This is a genomic window from Actinoallomurus rhizosphaericola, assembly GCF_024055675.1.
Lineage (GTDB): Bacteria > Actinomycetota > Actinomycetes > Streptosporangiales > Streptosporangiaceae > Actinoallomurus > Actinoallomurus soli.
This window is the reverse complement of sequence record NZ_JAMXMW010000015.1, coordinates 153,175-167,374: the sequence shown is the minus strand read 5'-3', so window position 1 is coordinate 167,374 and position 14,200 is coordinate 153,175. Positions and strand designations below refer to the sequence as shown.

Here is a 14,200-nt window from a genome sequence, read left to right as displayed (position 1 = left end):
GCGCCGCCAGTGCCGCCGGCCTCCGCGGCGACCCCGACCCGGTTCCCGCAGCCGGTCGCCGCGGCGTCAGGGCCTGCCTCAGTGTCCCCGTCCGTAGGACGGCGGGGCTTTGAGGCAGACCCTAGGCGCGAAGGGCGTCGATCAGGGCATCGACGGCGGCGAACGCGTTGGCCGTGTCGAGTCCCGCGCGGGAGACCAGGGAAAGGCCCTGGACGGTGAACAGCAGGAGCTGCGCCTGGGCCTCGGGGGTGGCGGCCCGGGTGACCTCGCCATCGGCCTGCGCGCGCCGCAGGGCGTCAGCGACGATCTGGATGAAGCGAGCGTGCGCGCGGGCCACGATCTCGCGGGCCTCGGCATCCTGTGGGACGAGTTCGGCGGTGGTGTTACCGATCATGCATCCCTGCGGCACGCCGACGTCGGAGGCGTACTCCTGGGCCCGGGCCGGGTTGGCGAGCACCTCGCGCAGCGCCGGCAGCACCGGCCCGGTCTCCAGCGCCGTGATCAGCCCGCGCTCGTAGGTGTCCCAGTACAGCTGGACCGCCGCCAGGTAGAAGCTCCGCTTGTCGCCGAAGGCGCCGTACAGGCTGCCCCGCTCCAAGGTCAGCGCGTCGACGAGGTCCTGGACGGAGGTCGCTCCGTAGCCCCGAGCCCAGAACAGGAGGAGCGCGCGCTCCAGAGCCTGGTCCTTGTCGAATTCGCGGGGGCGTCCTGTCCGTGCCATGGCCTCAAGGTACGACTTTTTGACCGTACGCACAAAATGCCGTACGGTGACGGCCGACGGACTTCTTGAACGCTCACACAGAAGTCGCCGGTGCGCGAGCGTGCCGGCGGCCGAGAGGCAGGACCACATGGACTTCGCGGGAAAGACGGCACTGATCACCGGATCGGGCGCCATCGGCGGGCTCGGGCACGCGACGGCGAGGATCTTCGCCGCCGGCGGGGCCAACGTGATCATCACCGGCACCGACCCGGACCGCGGTGCGCAGGTCGTGGACGACGTCCAGGGGAGCGCGGCCGGCGCCGCCGGCACCGTGCGCTTCATTCCCGCCGACCTGGCCGACCCACAGGCCGTGCAGCGGCTGGCCGAGGACGCCGGGGCGGTGGACATCCTCGTCAACAACGCGGGCGTCGTTCCGTTCAGCACGACCACCGACCAGGACATCGCCGCCTACGACGCCGCGTTCGCGGTCAACGTGCGCGCGCCATTCGTCCTGGTCGCCCGGCTCGCACCGAAGATGGCCGCCGGCGGGGGCGGCAGCATCGTCAACGTCAGCTCCACCGCCGCCGGCCTTGGCATGCCGATGATGGCGGCCTACGGTGCCACCAAGGCGGCGCTCGAGTCCCTGACCCGCACCTGGGCGGCCGAGTTCGCCGCGTCGAACGTGCGCGTCAACGCCGTGTCGCCCGGCCCGATGACCACTTCCAAGGTGGTGGCGGCCATGGGGCCGGACGTTGGCGGCATGGGGCTGACGACCGCGCTGAAGCGCGCCGGCGACCCGGCCGAGGTCGCTCAGGTGATCGCCTTCATCGCCGGCGACCGGGCGAGCTACGTGACCGGTGCCGTCGTGGCCGCCGACGGAGGCCGGACCGCCATCTGACCCCGGACGCGCGGACCACCGATACCAGAACCGATACCAGCACCAGCGATACCGGAACAACACGCCTTGGCGCGAGTAAGGAGAATGAGATCATTGGGTCGTCTTGCGGGAAAACACGCACTGATCACGGGCGGGACGGGCGGCATCGGGCTTGCGACCGCCCGTGAGTTCCTCGCCGAGGGAGCGACCGTCGCGATCACGGGCCGCTCACAGGAACGACTGGATGAGGCCGCACGGCAGCTGGACGGCCCGCTGCTGCCCATCCTCAGCGACGCCGGCGACACGCCCGGCCAGGCGGCGCTCGCGGCGCGGCTGCAGGAGGAGTGGCCGAAGCTCGACATCGTGATGAGCAACGCCGCCGACGTCACCCATCTCCCGATCGACGAATGGACCGAGGAGGCATTCGACAGGCTCGTCGCCACCAATCTCAAGGGACCGTTTTTCCTGATCAAGGCCCTGCTGCCGCTCTTCTCGCGGCAAGCCTCGGTCATCCTCGTCGGTTCTGTCTCCGCCTTCATCGGGCACGAGAACGCGGCGGTCTACGGTGCCGCCAAGGCAGGCCTGCTGTCCCTTTCCCGCGGGCTGACCTATGAGCTGAAGGACCGGGGCGTCCGGGTCAACGGGCTGAGCCCGGGGCCGACCGTCACGGACACGTTCAAGCCGCTCGGCCCGGAGCGCCAGGCCGCCATCTACGACGAAATCCGGCGGACCGTGCCCCTCCATCGCATCGGCACCGCCACCGAGCTGGCGAAGGCGGCCGTCTACCTCGCCTCTGACGAGTCCGCCTACACCGCCGGCACCGTCCTGCGCGTTGACGGCGGCATCGGAGAACTCGCCTACTAAGACAGGTCATTCGCCGCGTCAGGTGGCCGAACGGCGCGAGGACAGGGTCGTCCGCCGCGCCGGGTGGGCGCCCGGCGCGGCGGATCGATCAGCCGAAGAGGGCGGGCAGGGCGCCCTGGTGCACCTCGCGCAGCTCGCTCAGCGGGATCGAGAACAGTCCCTGGACCTCGAAGGCGTCGCCGCCGACCGTACCCAGCCGGCGCACCGGGACCCCGGCCGCCTGCGCGAGCGCGGTGACCCGCTCCTCGTGCTCGGGGTAGACGGCCACGACGGCGCGGGCCACGGACTCGCTGAACAGCTCGGTGAACGGGTCGTCCGGCAGGTCGATCACGCAGCCGAGGCCGCCCCGCAGGCAGGACTCGACCAGCGACTGCGACAGGCCCCCGTCGGACAGGTCGTGCGCGGCGTTCAGCACGCCCTCGTGCGCCCCGGCCACGAGCACCGACGCGAGCGCCGCCTCGGCGGCCAGGTCCACGCGCGGCGGCAGGCCCCCGAGGTGCTGGAACACGACGTGCGCCCACTCCGAGCCGCCGAACTCCGGCCGGGTCTCGCCGAGCAGCAGCAGCGTGGTGCCCTCGACGATGAACGACATCGGCACCCGGCGGTTCACGTCGTCGTGGACGCCGAGGACGCCGATCACCGGGGTCGGGTTGATCGGCGTGGTGCCGGTCTGGTTGTAGAAGCTGACGTTCCCGCCGGTCACCGGGACGCCCAGCACCTGGCAGGCGTCCGCGAGGCCCTCGACGGCGCGCGCGAACTGCCACATGACACCCGGGTCCTCCGGGGAGCCGAAGTTGAGGCAGTTGGTCACCGCGAGCGGCCGGGCACCCGTCGTCGCGACGTTACGGTACGCCTCGGACAGCGCGAGCTGCGCGCCGGCGTACGGGTCGAGCCGGGTGTACCGGCCGTTGCCGTCGGTGGCCAGCGCGATGCCCTGCGGCCCATCACCGATGCGGATCAGCCCGGCGTCCTCCGGCGTGGCCAGCACCGTGTTGCCGAGCACGAACCGGTCGTACTGCGAGGTGACGAACGACTTGTCCGCGAGGTTGGGCGAGCCCACCAGCCACAGGACCGTGTTGCGCAGATCTTCGGCGGTGGCCGGGCGCGGCAGGCGGCCGGGGCCGTCGGCCTGCAGCTGCGCCAGGTCGGCCGGCACCTCGTACGGCCGCTCGTACACCGGGCCCTCGTCGGCGGCGGTGCCCGGCGGGATGTCGACGATCGTCTCACCGTGCCAGGTCATCCGCAGCCGCCCGGTGTCGGTGACCTCGCCGATCACCGTGGCCGGGACGTCCCACTTGGCGCAGACCTCGAGGAAGCGCTCGACCTTGGCCGGCTCGACCACGGCCATCATGCGCTCCTGAGACTCGCTCATCAGGATCTCTTCGGGCCGCAGCGTCGCGTCGCGCAGCGGGACCTTGTTCAGGTCGATGTCCATGCCGCCGGTGCCGGCCGCGGACAGCTCGGTGGTGGCGCAGGAGACGCCCGCCGCGCCGAGATCCTGGATGCCGACGACGAGATCCTCGGCGAAGATCTCCATGCAGCACTCGGTGAGGAGCTTCTCCATGAAGGGGTCGCCGACCTGCACCGACGGGCGCTTCGCCTGCGACTCCTCGTCGAAGGTCGCGCTGGCCAGCACGGACGCGCCGCCGATGCCGTCCGGACCGGTGCCCGCGCCGAACAGGATGACCTTGTTGCCCGGCCCCGGCGCGATCGCCCGCTTGATGTCCTCGGGCTTGAGCACACCGACGCACAGGGCGTTGACCAGAGGGTTCGCGGCGTAGCAGTCGTCGAAGACGACCTCGCCGCCGATGTTCGGCAGGCCGAGGCAGTTGCCGTAGCCGCCGACGCCGCTGACGACGCCGTCCAGCACCCGGCGGGTGTCCGGGGCGTCCGGCGGGCCGAACCGCAGGGAGTCCATGACGGCGACCGGGCGGGCGCCCATCGACAGGATGTCGCGGACGATGCCGCCGACGCCGGTGGCGGCGCCCTGGTACGGCTCGACGTACGACGGGTGGTTGTGCGACTCGATCTTGAAGGTGACGGCCCAGCCGTTGCCGACGTCGACGACGCCGGCGTTCTCGCCCATGCCGACGAGGAGCGCGTCGCTCTGCGGGGCCTTGTCGCCGAACTGCCGCAGGTGGACGCGCGAGCTCTTGTACGAGCAGTGCTCGCTCCACATGACGGAGTAGATCGCCAGCTCGGCGGAGGTCGGCCGCCGGCCCAGGATCTCGCGCACGCGGGCGTACTCGTCGTCCTTCATGCCGAGCTCGGCGTACGGGAGCGGGAGCTCGGGCGTCTGCGCGGCGCGCGCGACGGAGTCCACCTCCACCGGCCGGACCGGCGTGGGCTCGGTCGCCGCCTCGGCGGACCCGGCGCCGGTCGGCTCCAGACCCTTGTCGTCGATGTTCTGCTCGCTCATGCGTGGACCAACTTCTTGACGACCGAGGTGAAGAAGCCGAGGCCCTCGGTGGACGTACCGGTCAGGGCCTCGACCGCGTGCTCCGGGTGCGGCATCAGGCCGACGACGTTCCCGGCCTCGTTGCAGATGCCGGCGATGTCGTTCAGCGAACCGTTGGGATTGACGTCGAGGTAGCGGGCCACGATCCGGCCGGAGGACTCCAGCTCCTCGAGGGTCTCCTCGTCGGCGACGTAGCAGCCGTCCATGTTCTTGACCGGAATGACGACCTCCTGCCCCTCCTCGTAATCGGAGGTCCAGGCGGTCTCGACGTTCTCGATGCGCAGCCGCTGGGCGCGGCAGACGAAGTGGAGACCGACGTTGCGGGTCAGGGCTCCGGGCAGGAGGTGCGACTCGCACAGCACCTGGAAGCCGTTGCAGATGCCCAGGACGGGAAGGCCGTCGCGGGCGGCGGCGACCAGCTTCTCCATGAGCGGCGCGAACCGCGCGATCGCCCCCGCGCGGAGGTAGTCGCCGTAGGAGAAACCGCCGGGGAGGATGACGGCGTCGACACCGAGCAGGTCACCTTCGGCGTGCCAGAGGGACACCGGCTCGGCGTCCGCGAGGCGCACCGCTCGTGCGGCGTCCCGGTCGTCCAGCGACCCGGGGAAGGTGATCACGCCCACACGGGCTGACATGGGCACACTCCGATACAAGAACGGACTCGGGACGTGCCCTAGCTTATCCGGCGTTCAGCCTGCGGTTTTCAGAAGTTGGGGCTCCAGGAGCCGCATGGGCGACTCCTCCTGCCAGCTCAGCCGCTTCTGGAGGTAGACGACGGTCCCGGTGTCCGGGCGGCTGTCGAACGTCACGTCGTCGACGAGCGCCCGCATGATCTTGATTCCGCGCCCGGACTCCGAATCGAGGCCCGCGTTCTTCTCCGCGTCGCTCGTGAAGCCGTGGCCCGTGTCCGCGACCTTCAGGACGCAGTGATCTCCGGCGATACTGGCGATCACCTCATAGTGACTCGCCGAATCGACATGCTGCACCACATTCGTGCAGGCTTCGGATGCGGCCACGAGAAGGTCGGCGATACAGGCTTCCGAAACCCCCAGTCCGCGCAGCGTATCGCCCAGGACCCGGCGGATCACCGGGATGCTGAGAGTCTCACGCGGCAAGTCGAGTGAGAACTTCATATCCACCGGTCACCTCGTGTCATCTTTGACCCCTGACCTGGGGGTCGACCCCGTCTTCGCGATTCTTTCAACGAAGCTAAGGCTTCCCCGGTGGAAACTGGCGTAATCGCTCGACCGAGCTAACTTTGAGCGACTATTCGGCGCGGAGTTCGAACGTCTCGATGACCGGGTTGGCCAACAGCGTCTCGGCCATCTTCCGGACACGTTCCGTGGCCGCTTCGTCGGCCGGTCCTTCGACTTCGATCTCGAACCGCTTGCCTTGCCGCACCTGCGTGACACCCTCGAAACCGAGCCGCGGCAGCGCCCGAGCGACCGCCTGGCCCTGGGAATCGAGAATTTCCGGCTTGAGCATGACCTCGACGATGAAACGCGCCATGGTTGACCCCCTCTGATCTGCAGCTACGGCATCGAAGCGTACGGCACGGCCGGCGACCGATGACGCGACGCCTCCTCCGGTGGGATCGTAGGGCCCGATCATCCCCCCGGAGGAATCGTCATGCGCGCCGAGGAACTGACCGAGCCCGAGTCGGCACTGTGGGACGCGTTCCCCGCCGCGCGGACCGTCGACCTCGGCGGCCGGGGCGAGGTACGGGCCGAGGTGATCGCGGCACTGCTCTCGGGTGCGCGGCCGCCCGAGCCCGGGCGAGTGCCCGCGGTCCGGCTCACCGGCGCGAAGATCACCGGAACGCTCGACCTGTCCTTCGCCGACGTGCCGTACGCCGCCCTGCTGCGCGACTGCGAGTTCGCCGAGCGACCCAGCCTGTACGGCGCACGCCTCCGGCAGGTGAATCTCTCCGGCTCCCGCCTGCCGGGCCTGCAGGCCTCCGACGCCCGGGTCGACGGGCTGCTCTGGCTGGAGGGCTGCCGATTCGACGGATCGGTCCTCCTCGTCGGCACGCAGGTCGACGGCACGCTGTCCCTGGCATCGGCCCGGATCGACGCCGAACGCGCGCTGCAGGCGGGCGGCCTGACCGTCGCCCGCGATCTGATCGCGACCGACCTGACCGTCTCGGGATCGGCTCGCCTGCGGGGCGCGCGGGTGCGGGGCGCGATCGTCCTCGACCGCGCCCGGCTGTCCTGCCCGGGCGGCGTCGCGCTGGAACTCGACCGGGCGCGGGTCGAGGGCGCCGTCGCGCTCGGCGACGGGCTGCGCGCCGAGGGGATGGTCAGCCTGCGCTCGGCGGTGATCGGCGGAGTGCTGGAGCTGGACCGCGCGGAGCTGATCAATCCCTCCGGCATGGCGCTGCGCGGCCACCTCCTCAGCGTCGGGAGCAGCCTGCGGGCCGCGAGCGTCCGGGTGACCGGGCAGGTCTACCTCGACGCCGCCCACATCACCGGATCGATCAACCTGGACGGCGCCCGGCTGTCGAATCCGGGCGGGATCGCGCTGCGCGCCTCCCGTGCGGAGATCACCGGCGGCCTCTTCGGCAAGTACGGATTCGTCTCCGACGGCGCGATCCACCTGGTCGACACCCGCGTGGGGGCCAGCGTCGACCTGTCCGGCGCCCGGATCACCGCACCGGGGGCCGTCGCGCTCAAGGCGAGGGGGGTCTCCGTCGGCGGCGCCGTGAACTGCGGCGACGGCTTCACCGCGGTCGGCGAGGTGTCGATCGAGGGCGGCACCGTACGGGACTCGCTCGACCTGGACGGGGCCCGGCTGTCGAACCCGGGCGGGTCGGCGCTGTCCGCGGACCGGATCGAGGTGGGCGGCACGATCTCCGGCAAGGGCGGCCTCACGGTCGAAGGCGAGATCCGTCTCCTGGACGCCCGCGTCGGCGCGAGCGTCGAGTTCAACGGGGCCGCCCTGTCGAATCCGGGCGGGCGCACGCTGACCGCCTGGGGCGTCGAGGTCGGCCGGGTGGTCGACTGCTGCGACGGGTTCACGGCCGACGGCCGGATCTCCTTCGCCGGCGCCAAGGTCGGCGGCCAGGTGTGCTTCGCGGACGCGCGGATCGACGCGTCCGTCGCCCTCCGCGGGGCACGGGCCGACAATCTCCGGCTGACCGAGGGGACGCGCATCAGCGGTCCGCTCGACCTGCGGCACGCGACGATCACGGTGCTCCACGACCACCCGGCAGGCTGGCCGGCCGAGACCCTCCTCGCCGGGTTCACCTACGACTCCTTCGACACGTCGCTGTCCGCCGCCGACCGGGTGGCCTGGCTCGACGGCGCGGCCACGTACCAGCCGCAGCCGTACGAACAGCTGGCGGCCGTGTACCGGCGGCTCGGGCAGGACGCCGACGCCCGTACGGTCCAGCTCGCGCGGCAGCGCCATCGACGGCGGACCCTGCCGCGCTGGCTCGCCGTGTGGAGCCTGGTCCAGGACTGGACGGTCGGGTACGGCTACCGGCCGCAGCGCGCGGTGCTCTGGCTGGCCGGGCTGCTGCTCGTCGGCGTCGCGGCGTTCGGCGCCCACCACCCGCCGCCGCTCAAGGCCGGCGAGGCACCGCCGTTCAACCCGGTCCTCTACACACTCGACCTGCTCCTGCCGATCATCGGGTTCGGCCAGGAGGCCGCGTACGCGCCGCGCGGCTGGCAGCAGTGGCTCGCCGCCGCACTCGTCGCGTCGGGCTGGATCCTCGCCACCACGATCGCCACCGGCGTCACACGAGTGCTCTCGCGGCAGTAGCGCGCTATATATGGAGATTCTGTCGTCGCCCCGGAGCCGTGGATGCTGATCGATGACCTGACCAAGCCCGAGCGGGTGCTCTGGGACGCGTTCCCGCGCGGGGAGACCGTGGACCTGTCCGGCGGTGACCAGGACTTCGACGCCACGAACGCCTGGGGCCCCGAGCGTACGATCCGGGCGGAGGTGATCTCGGCGCTGCTGCTCGGCGCGCGGGAGACCGAGCCCGGCCAGGTCGCCGCCGTGCGCCTGACCGGCGCGCGGATCACCGGCACGCTCAACCTCGGGCACGCCCACGTCAGTGTTCCGCTCGCGCTGACCGGCTGCCAGCTCACCGACGCGCCGCACCTGTACTGGGCGCGGCTGCGCAGCGTCCACCTCATGCGCTGCCGGCTGCCCGGCCTGGTCGCCTCGGGCGTGCGCATCGACGGGCACCTGTGGCTGGAGGGCAGCCACATCTACGGCGGCGTGTGGCTCGACAGCGCCCACATCACCGGCATCCTGAACCTGACCGGCGCGTACCTCTCGCATCCGAACGGCGACTCGCCGCTGCTGGCCGACCGTCTCATCGTCGACAACAACGTCTACTGCGACCAGGGCTTCACCGCCGAGGGCGAGGTGCGCCTGCCCGGCGCGAACATCGGCGGCCTGCTCAACCTGCGCGGCGCGCGGCTGCGCAACCCGAAGGGCCAGGCGCTGTACGCGAGCCGGCTCACGGTCGCGGCCAACATGTTCTGCGACGGCGGGTTCAGCGCCGAAGGGGAGATCCGGCTGCGCGGCGCGCGGATCGGCGGCTACCTCTCGATGGTCGGCGCGACCGTGTCCAACCCGGCCCGCACCGCGTTGAACTGCGACGACATGAGCATCGAGACCGACATCTACTGCTCGGACGGCTTCCGCTCCGACGGCGTGGTCAGCCTGGCGGGCGTGCACATCGGCGGCCTGTTCAACCTGCGCGGCGGGCGGCTCGCCAATCCGGCCGGCGTCGCGCTGAACCTCCAGCGCGCCCAGGCCGAGGAGGTGCTGCTGCGAGCCGCCGAGCCGATCAAGGGCGTCGTCGACCTGAGCTACGCGCGGATCAAGCTGTTGCGCGACGACCCGCTGTCCTGGGCGCCGAGGTACCAGCTCGACGGCCTCACGTACGAGATGATCGACCCGCCGCTGACCGCCAAGGAGCGGCTCAAGTGGGTGGCCCGCGACACGGACGGCTACATCCCCCAGCCGTACGAGAAGCTGGCGGAGACCTACCGCGTCCTCGGGCACGACGGCGAGCGGCGCACCGTCCTGCTGGCCAAGCAGCGGGCGCGCCGCAGCACCCAGCCCGTGCCACGCCGCGTCTGGGGATACGCCCAGGACTGGACGGTCGGCTACGGGTACCGTCCGTTCCTGGCCGCCGCGTGGCTCGTGGCGCTGCTGGCGATCGGCACGGCGGTCTTCCAGCACCACCATCCGCGAATCCAGGAGCCAGGGCACAACACGCAGTTCAACCCGTTCCTGTACACCCTGGACCTGCTGCTGCCGGTCGGCTCACTGGGACAGGAGGGGGAGTTCGCGCCGCACGGCATCTACCTGTGGATATCCGACGCGCTCGTCGCCGCGGGCTTCATTCTGGGCTTGACCGTCGCCGCCGGCGCGACCCGCGTCCTATCCCGAGAGTGATCCACTCCTAGCGAATCACCGCGTGATTCGCGTTGGTGGCAGGGCACAACCTTCCGGGTACGTTTCCGTAGGCACAGAGGCTTGCGCCCGGGTACGTGGCCTCTGTCACGATGACGACTACGTCTCCCGTACTCGCCGGGATCCGCGGGAAGGGCGACGCGCAACCAGGCCGACCGCGGCGATCCCGCAGACGGCCCTGAACGCACGAGGAGTGGCACGTGATCGTCGACGCCGCGCGCGGTGCGCCCCTGGGCACCGACGCACAGTCTCCCCCACCGGAACTCGTCCAGCTGCTCACCCCCGAGGGCGAGCGCGTCGAGCATCCCGAGTACGACGTGAACCTGACCCCCGAGGAGATCAAGGGTCTGTACCGCGACCTGGTGATCGTCCGCCGGATCGACACCGAGGCCGTCGCGCTGACCCGCCAGGGCGAGCTCGGCATCTGGGCCTCACTGCTCGGCCAGGAGGCCGCGCAGATCGGCTCGGCGCACGCCCTCAAGCAGGACGACATGGCCTTCCCGAGCTACCGGGAACACGGCGTGGCCTGGTGCCGTGGCGTCGACCCGCTCGACCTCCTGGGCCTCTTCCGCGGCGTCAACCACGCCGGATGGGACCCGAAGGCGCACAACTTCCACCTCTACACGATCGTCATCGGCAGCCACGCCCTGCACGCCACCGGCTACGCCATGGGCATCCAGCGCGACGGCGCCGAGAACGCCGCCATCGTCTACTTCGGCGACGGCGCGACCAGCCAGGGCGACGTCAACGAGGCGTTCGTCTGGTCGGCCGCGCAGAACGCCCCCATCGTCTTCTTCTGCCAGAACAACCAGTGGGCCATCTCCGAGCCGCTGGAGAAGCAGTCCCGCATTCCGCTGTACCGCCGCGCGGAGGGCTTCGGCTTCCCCGGCATCCGCGTCGACGGAAACGACGTCTTCGCCGTGCACGCCGTCACCAAGAAGGCCCTCGACAACGCCCGCAGCGGGCAGGGCCCCACGCTCATCGAGGCGTTCACCTATCGGATGGGCGCGCACACCACCACCGACGACCCGACGCGCTACCGGCTCCAGGCCGAACTGGAATCCTGGAAGCTCAAGGACCCGATCGAGCGCCTCAAGGCGTACCTCGTCAAGAACCAGCTGGCCGATCGCGAATTCTTCGACGCGATCGACGCCGAGGCCAAAGAGGTCGGCTCGGGCCTGCGGAGACGGTGTCTAGAATTGCCCGACCCGGAGCCAACGGCGATCTGGGAGAACGTCTATGCGACCGAGCACTCGCTGCTCGCGGAGGAACGCGGCCAGTTCACCTCGTACCTGGCATCGTTCGAGGATGTGTCCCGATGAGGGGGCGGCCGGTTCCGGCCGGGGGTACGCGCGGAGGGGAGTGCGACGGTGAGCGCTGAGACGCTGACTCTTTCCAGGGCGATGAACGAGGGCCTTCGCAAGGCCATGGAGAACGACCCGAAGGTCCTCATCATGGGAGAGGACGTCGGCAAGCTCGGCGGCGTCTTCCGGGTGACCGACGGTCTGCAGAAGGACTTCGGCGAGGCGCGCGTCATCGACACGCCGCTGGCCGAGTCCGGCATCGTCGGCACGGCCATCGGCCTCGCGCTGCGCGGCTACCGGCCGGTGTGCGAGATCCAGTTCGACGGGTTCGTGTTCCCGGCGTTCAACCAGATCACCACGCAGCTCGCCAAGATGCGGATGCGCTCGCTCGGCACGCTCGAACTCCCGGTCGTCATCCGGATCCCGTGCGGCGGCGGCATCGGCGCGGTCGAGCACCACAGTGAGTCGCCCGAGGCGTACTTCACCCACACCGGCGGCCTGCGCGTCGTGGCCTGCTCGAACCCGTCCGACGCGTACACGATGATCCAGCAGGCCATCGAGTGCCCCGACCCGGTGATCTTCTTCGAGCCGAAGCGCCGCTACTGGGACAAGGCCCCCGTCGACCGCGACCTGTCCAAGGCCGTGCCGTTCGACAAGGCCGTCGTCGCGCGCCCCGGCGAGGACGTCACCGTGCTCGCGTACGGGCCGATGGTCAAGACGGCGCTGGAGGCCGCGCAGGCCGACGAGCAGCACTCGATCGAGGTCGTCGACGTCCGGTCGCTGAACCCGCTCGACGAGGAGACGGTCCTGGAGTCCGTACGCCGGACCGGCCGGTGCGTCGTCGTCCACGAGGCGCCGGTCTTCAACGGGTACGGCGGCGAGCTCGCCGCCCGGATCACCGAGAAGTGCTTCTACAACCTGGAGGCACCGGTGCTGCGGGTCGGCGGCTTCTCCACGCCGTACCCGCCGTCCCGACTCGAGGACCACTACCTGCCCGACCTCGACCGCGTCCTCGACGCCGTCGACCGGACCTTCGCGTGGTGAGCATGGGCGAGCTGAAGCAGTTCAAGCTGCCGGACGTCGGCGAGGGCCTGACCGAGGCCGACATCGTCAAGTGGCACGTACGGGCCGGCGACCCCGTCGAGGTGAACCAGACGATCGTGGAGATCGAGACGGCCAAGGCCGTCGTCGAGCTCCCCTGCCCGTACGAGGGGACGGTCGCCGAGCTCCTCGTCGAGGAGGGCACGACCGTCGACGTCGGCGTCCCGATCATCTCGGTCGCGGTCGGCGGCGACGTCCCGCCCGCCGAGGAGACCGCCGCTCCGCCGGAGGGCGCGCAGGAGCCGGGCATGGTCGGCAGCCCCGCCCCGGCGGTCGACCCGTCCGCTCCGGAGCAGAAGCGCGTCCCGGTCCTGGTCGGCTACGGCGTGAAGGCCGGCTCGACCAAACGCCGCCCGCGCAAGACGCCGGCCACCGGTGGACCGGTCCCGGCCGCGTCCGCACCGGCCGCGTCCGCACCGGCCGAGCCCGCCGCAGCGGCCGTACGGGCGGAGCCCGCCGCTCCGGCGCAGGCTGTTCCCGCGGCGCAGGCCATCCCCGCCTCCCGGCCCGCCGGGTCGCGGGTCGCGGTGCTGGCCAAGCCGCCGGTCCGCAAGCTGGCCAAGGACCTCGGCGTCGACCTGACCGCCGTCACCGGCACCGGCCCGCAGGGGTCGATCACCCGCGACGACGTGCGCCAGGCCGTCGAGGCACCCACCGCTCCCGTCCGTACGGCGGGCGAGCGGCGGGAGGAGCGCATCCCGATCCGCGGGGTGCGCAAGCACACGGCGGCGGCCATGGTGCAGTCGGCGTTCACCGCGCCGCACGTCACCGAGTGGCTGCAGGTCGACGTGACCGAGACGATGAACGCCGTGAAGCGGCTGCGTGAGCTGCCCGACTTCGAGGGCGTCAAGGTCTCGCCGCTGCTGCTGGTCGCCAAGGCGGTGCTGCTGGCGGTCCGCCGCAACCCGCTGATCAACTCGGTCTGGGACGAGGACGCACAGGAGATCGTGGTCAAGCACTACGTGAACCTGGGCATCGCCGCCGCGACCGAGCGCGGGCTGATCGTGCCGAAGGTACGCGACGCCCACGACCTGTCGCTGCCCGACCTGGCCCGGGCGCTCGCCGACCTCGCCGCCACGGCGCGGGCCGGCAAGGCCACCCCGGCCGACCTGTCCGACGGCACGATCACCATCACCAACGTCGGCGTCTTCGGCGTCGACGCGGGCACCCCGATCTTGACCCCTGGCGAGTCGGCCATCCTCGCCTTCGGCCAGATCCGGGACATGCCCTGGGTGCACGAGGGCGAGATCAAGATCCGCAAGGTGACGACGCTGGCACTGTCGTTCGACCACCGCATCGTCGACGGCGAACTCGGCTCCGCCGTCCTCCGCGAGATCGGCGCCATGCTCGAAGACCCCATGCGCATGCTCGCCTGGTCCTGACCGGGAAGGTCTCCGGGCCGCCAGGCCCGGAGACCTCTCGGCGTCGCTCCAGGCAAGGATCGCCACCCAGCGAGGTAC

At 71.0% G+C, this 14,200-nt stretch carries 12 protein-coding genes; 7 read left to right on the top strand and 5 right to left on the bottom strand.

Features of this window, described 5'->3' with window-relative positions; all coding sequences use genetic code 11:
* Positions 1 to 121 precede the first annotated feature (121 nt).
* Positions 122 to 721: a TetR/AcrR family transcriptional regulator gene (locus tag NE234_RS29835; protein WP_252784030.1), complete on the bottom strand. Its 600-nt coding sequence runs from the start codon at positions 719 to 721 to the stop codon at positions 122 to 124.
* A gap of 127 nt (positions 722 to 848) precedes the next feature.
* On the opposite strand from NE234_RS29835, the gene NE234_RS29830 reads away from it, so the two are divergent.
* Together NE234_RS29830 and NE234_RS29825 are read left to right on the top strand one after the other, a co-directional pair.
* A complete protein-coding gene (locus tag NE234_RS29830; RefSeq protein WP_252784028.1) occupies positions 849 to 1,598 on the top strand; it encodes an SDR family NAD(P)-dependent oxidoreductase in 750 nt (249 codons plus the stop codon).
* Positions 1,599 to 1,691: 93 nt separating this feature from the next.
* Complete coding sequence (locus tag NE234_RS29825; RefSeq protein WP_252784027.1) at positions 1,692 to 2,441, top strand: SDR family oxidoreductase; 750 nt, start codon at positions 1,692 to 1,694, stop codon at positions 2,439 to 2,441.
* An 88-nt stretch (positions 2,442 to 2,529) separates the two neighbouring features.
* Here the strand turns inward: NE234_RS29825 and purL are convergent, their stop codons facing one another.
* The 4 genes from purL to purS form a co-directional block, all read right to left on the bottom strand.
* Complete coding sequence (gene purL, locus NE234_RS29820; RefSeq protein ID WP_256529593.1) at positions 2,530 to 4,860, bottom strand: phosphoribosylformylglycinamidine synthase subunit PurL; 2,331 nt, start codon at positions 4,858 to 4,860, stop codon at positions 2,530 to 2,532.
* On the bottom strand, positions 4,857 to 5,534 hold the full coding sequence (gene purQ, locus NE234_RS29815; RefSeq protein ID WP_252784026.1) for a phosphoribosylformylglycinamidine synthase subunit PurQ: 678 nt from the start codon (positions 5,532 to 5,534) through the stop codon (positions 4,857 to 4,859). Before purQ ends, purL begins: the two co-directional genes overlap by 4 nt.
* A 54-nt stretch (positions 5,535 to 5,588) precedes the next feature.
* The gene (locus NE234_RS29810; RefSeq protein ID WP_252784025.1) at positions 5,589 to 6,032 is read right to left on the bottom strand and encodes an ATP-binding protein; all 444 of its coding nucleotides are present in this window, start codon (positions 6,030 to 6,032) and stop codon (positions 5,589 to 5,591) included.
* 133 nt (positions 6,033 to 6,165) lie between these two features.
* Positions 6,166 to 6,408 carry a phosphoribosylformylglycinamidine synthase subunit PurS gene (gene purS, locus NE234_RS29805; protein WP_252784024.1) on the bottom strand — a complete coding sequence of 81 codons (243 nt, stop codon included), beginning with the start codon at positions 6,406 to 6,408 and terminating at the stop codon, positions 6,166 to 6,168.
* A 120-nt stretch (positions 6,409 to 6,528) separates the two neighbouring features.
* On the opposite strand from purS, the gene NE234_RS29800 reads away from it, so the two are divergent.
* The 5 genes from NE234_RS29800 to NE234_RS29780 all read left to right on the top strand — a co-directional run bounded on the left by NE234_RS29800 (position 6,529) and on the right by NE234_RS29780 (position 14,122).
* The gene (locus NE234_RS29800; RefSeq protein ID WP_252784023.1) at positions 6,529 to 8,661 is read left to right on the top strand and encodes a translocation/assembly module TamB domain-containing protein; all 2,133 of its coding nucleotides are present in this window, start codon (positions 6,529 to 6,531) and stop codon (positions 8,659 to 8,661) included.
* A 42-nt stretch (positions 8,662 to 8,703) separates the two neighbouring features.
* Positions 8,704 to 10,317, top strand: a complete 1,614-nt coding sequence (locus NE234_RS29795) for a hypothetical protein (RefSeq protein WP_252784022.1) — start codon at positions 8,704 to 8,706, stop codon at positions 10,315 to 10,317.
* A 218-nt stretch (positions 10,318 to 10,535) separates the two neighbouring features.
* Complete coding sequence (pdhA, locus tag NE234_RS29790; RefSeq protein WP_252784021.1) at positions 10,536 to 11,657, top strand: pyruvate dehydrogenase (acetyl-transferring) E1 component subunit alpha; 1,122 nt, start codon at positions 10,536 to 10,538, stop codon at positions 11,655 to 11,657.
* A gap of 48 nt (positions 11,658 to 11,705) precedes the next feature.
* Positions 11,706 to 12,683, top strand: coding sequence for an alpha-ketoacid dehydrogenase subunit beta (locus tag NE234_RS29785; RefSeq protein WP_308206944.1), 978 nt, complete (start codon positions 11,706 to 11,708; stop codon positions 12,681 to 12,683).
* A 2-nt stretch (positions 12,684 to 12,685) separates the two neighbouring features.
* Positions 12,686 to 14,122: a dihydrolipoamide acetyltransferase family protein gene (locus NE234_RS29780; RefSeq protein WP_252784020.1), complete on the top strand. Its 1,437-nt coding sequence runs from the start codon at positions 12,686 to 12,688 to the stop codon at positions 14,120 to 14,122.
* Positions 14,123 to 14,200: the final 78 nt, after the last annotated feature.

Bases quoted from the DNA above. Each gene is read 5' to 3' on its own strand.
- NE234_RS29795 (WP_252784022.1), top strand. From the start codon at position 8,704: ATGCTGATCGATGACCTGACCAAGCCCGAGCGGGTGCTCTGGGACGCG.
- purL (WP_256529593.1), bottom strand. From the start codon at position 4,860: ATGAGCGAGCAGAACATCGACGACAAGGGTCTGGAGCCGACCGGCGCC.
- NE234_RS29800 (WP_252784023.1), top strand. From the start codon at position 6,529: ATGCGCGCCGAGGAACTGACCGAGCCCGAGTCGGCACTGTGGGACGCG.
- NE234_RS29810 (WP_252784025.1), bottom strand. From the start codon at position 6,032: ATGAAGTTCTCACTCGACTTGCCGCGTGAGACTCTCAGCATCCCGGTG.
- NE234_RS29830 (WP_252784028.1), top strand. From the start codon at position 849: ATGGACTTCGCGGGAAAGACGGCACTGATCACCGGATCGGGCGCCATC.
- NE234_RS29835 (WP_252784030.1), bottom strand. From the start codon at position 721: ATGGCACGGACAGGACGCCCCCGCGAATTCGACAAGGACCAGGCTCTG.
- purS (WP_252784024.1), bottom strand. From the start codon at position 6,408: ATGGCGCGTTTCATCGTCGAGGTCATGCTCAAGCCGGAAATTCTCGAT.
- NE234_RS29780 (WP_252784020.1), top strand. From the start codon at position 12,686: ATGGGCGAGCTGAAGCAGTTCAAGCTGCCGGACGTCGGCGAGGGCCTG.
- purQ (WP_252784026.1), bottom strand. From the start codon at position 5,534: ATGTCAGCCCGTGTGGGCGTGATCACCTTCCCCGGGTCGCTGGACGAC.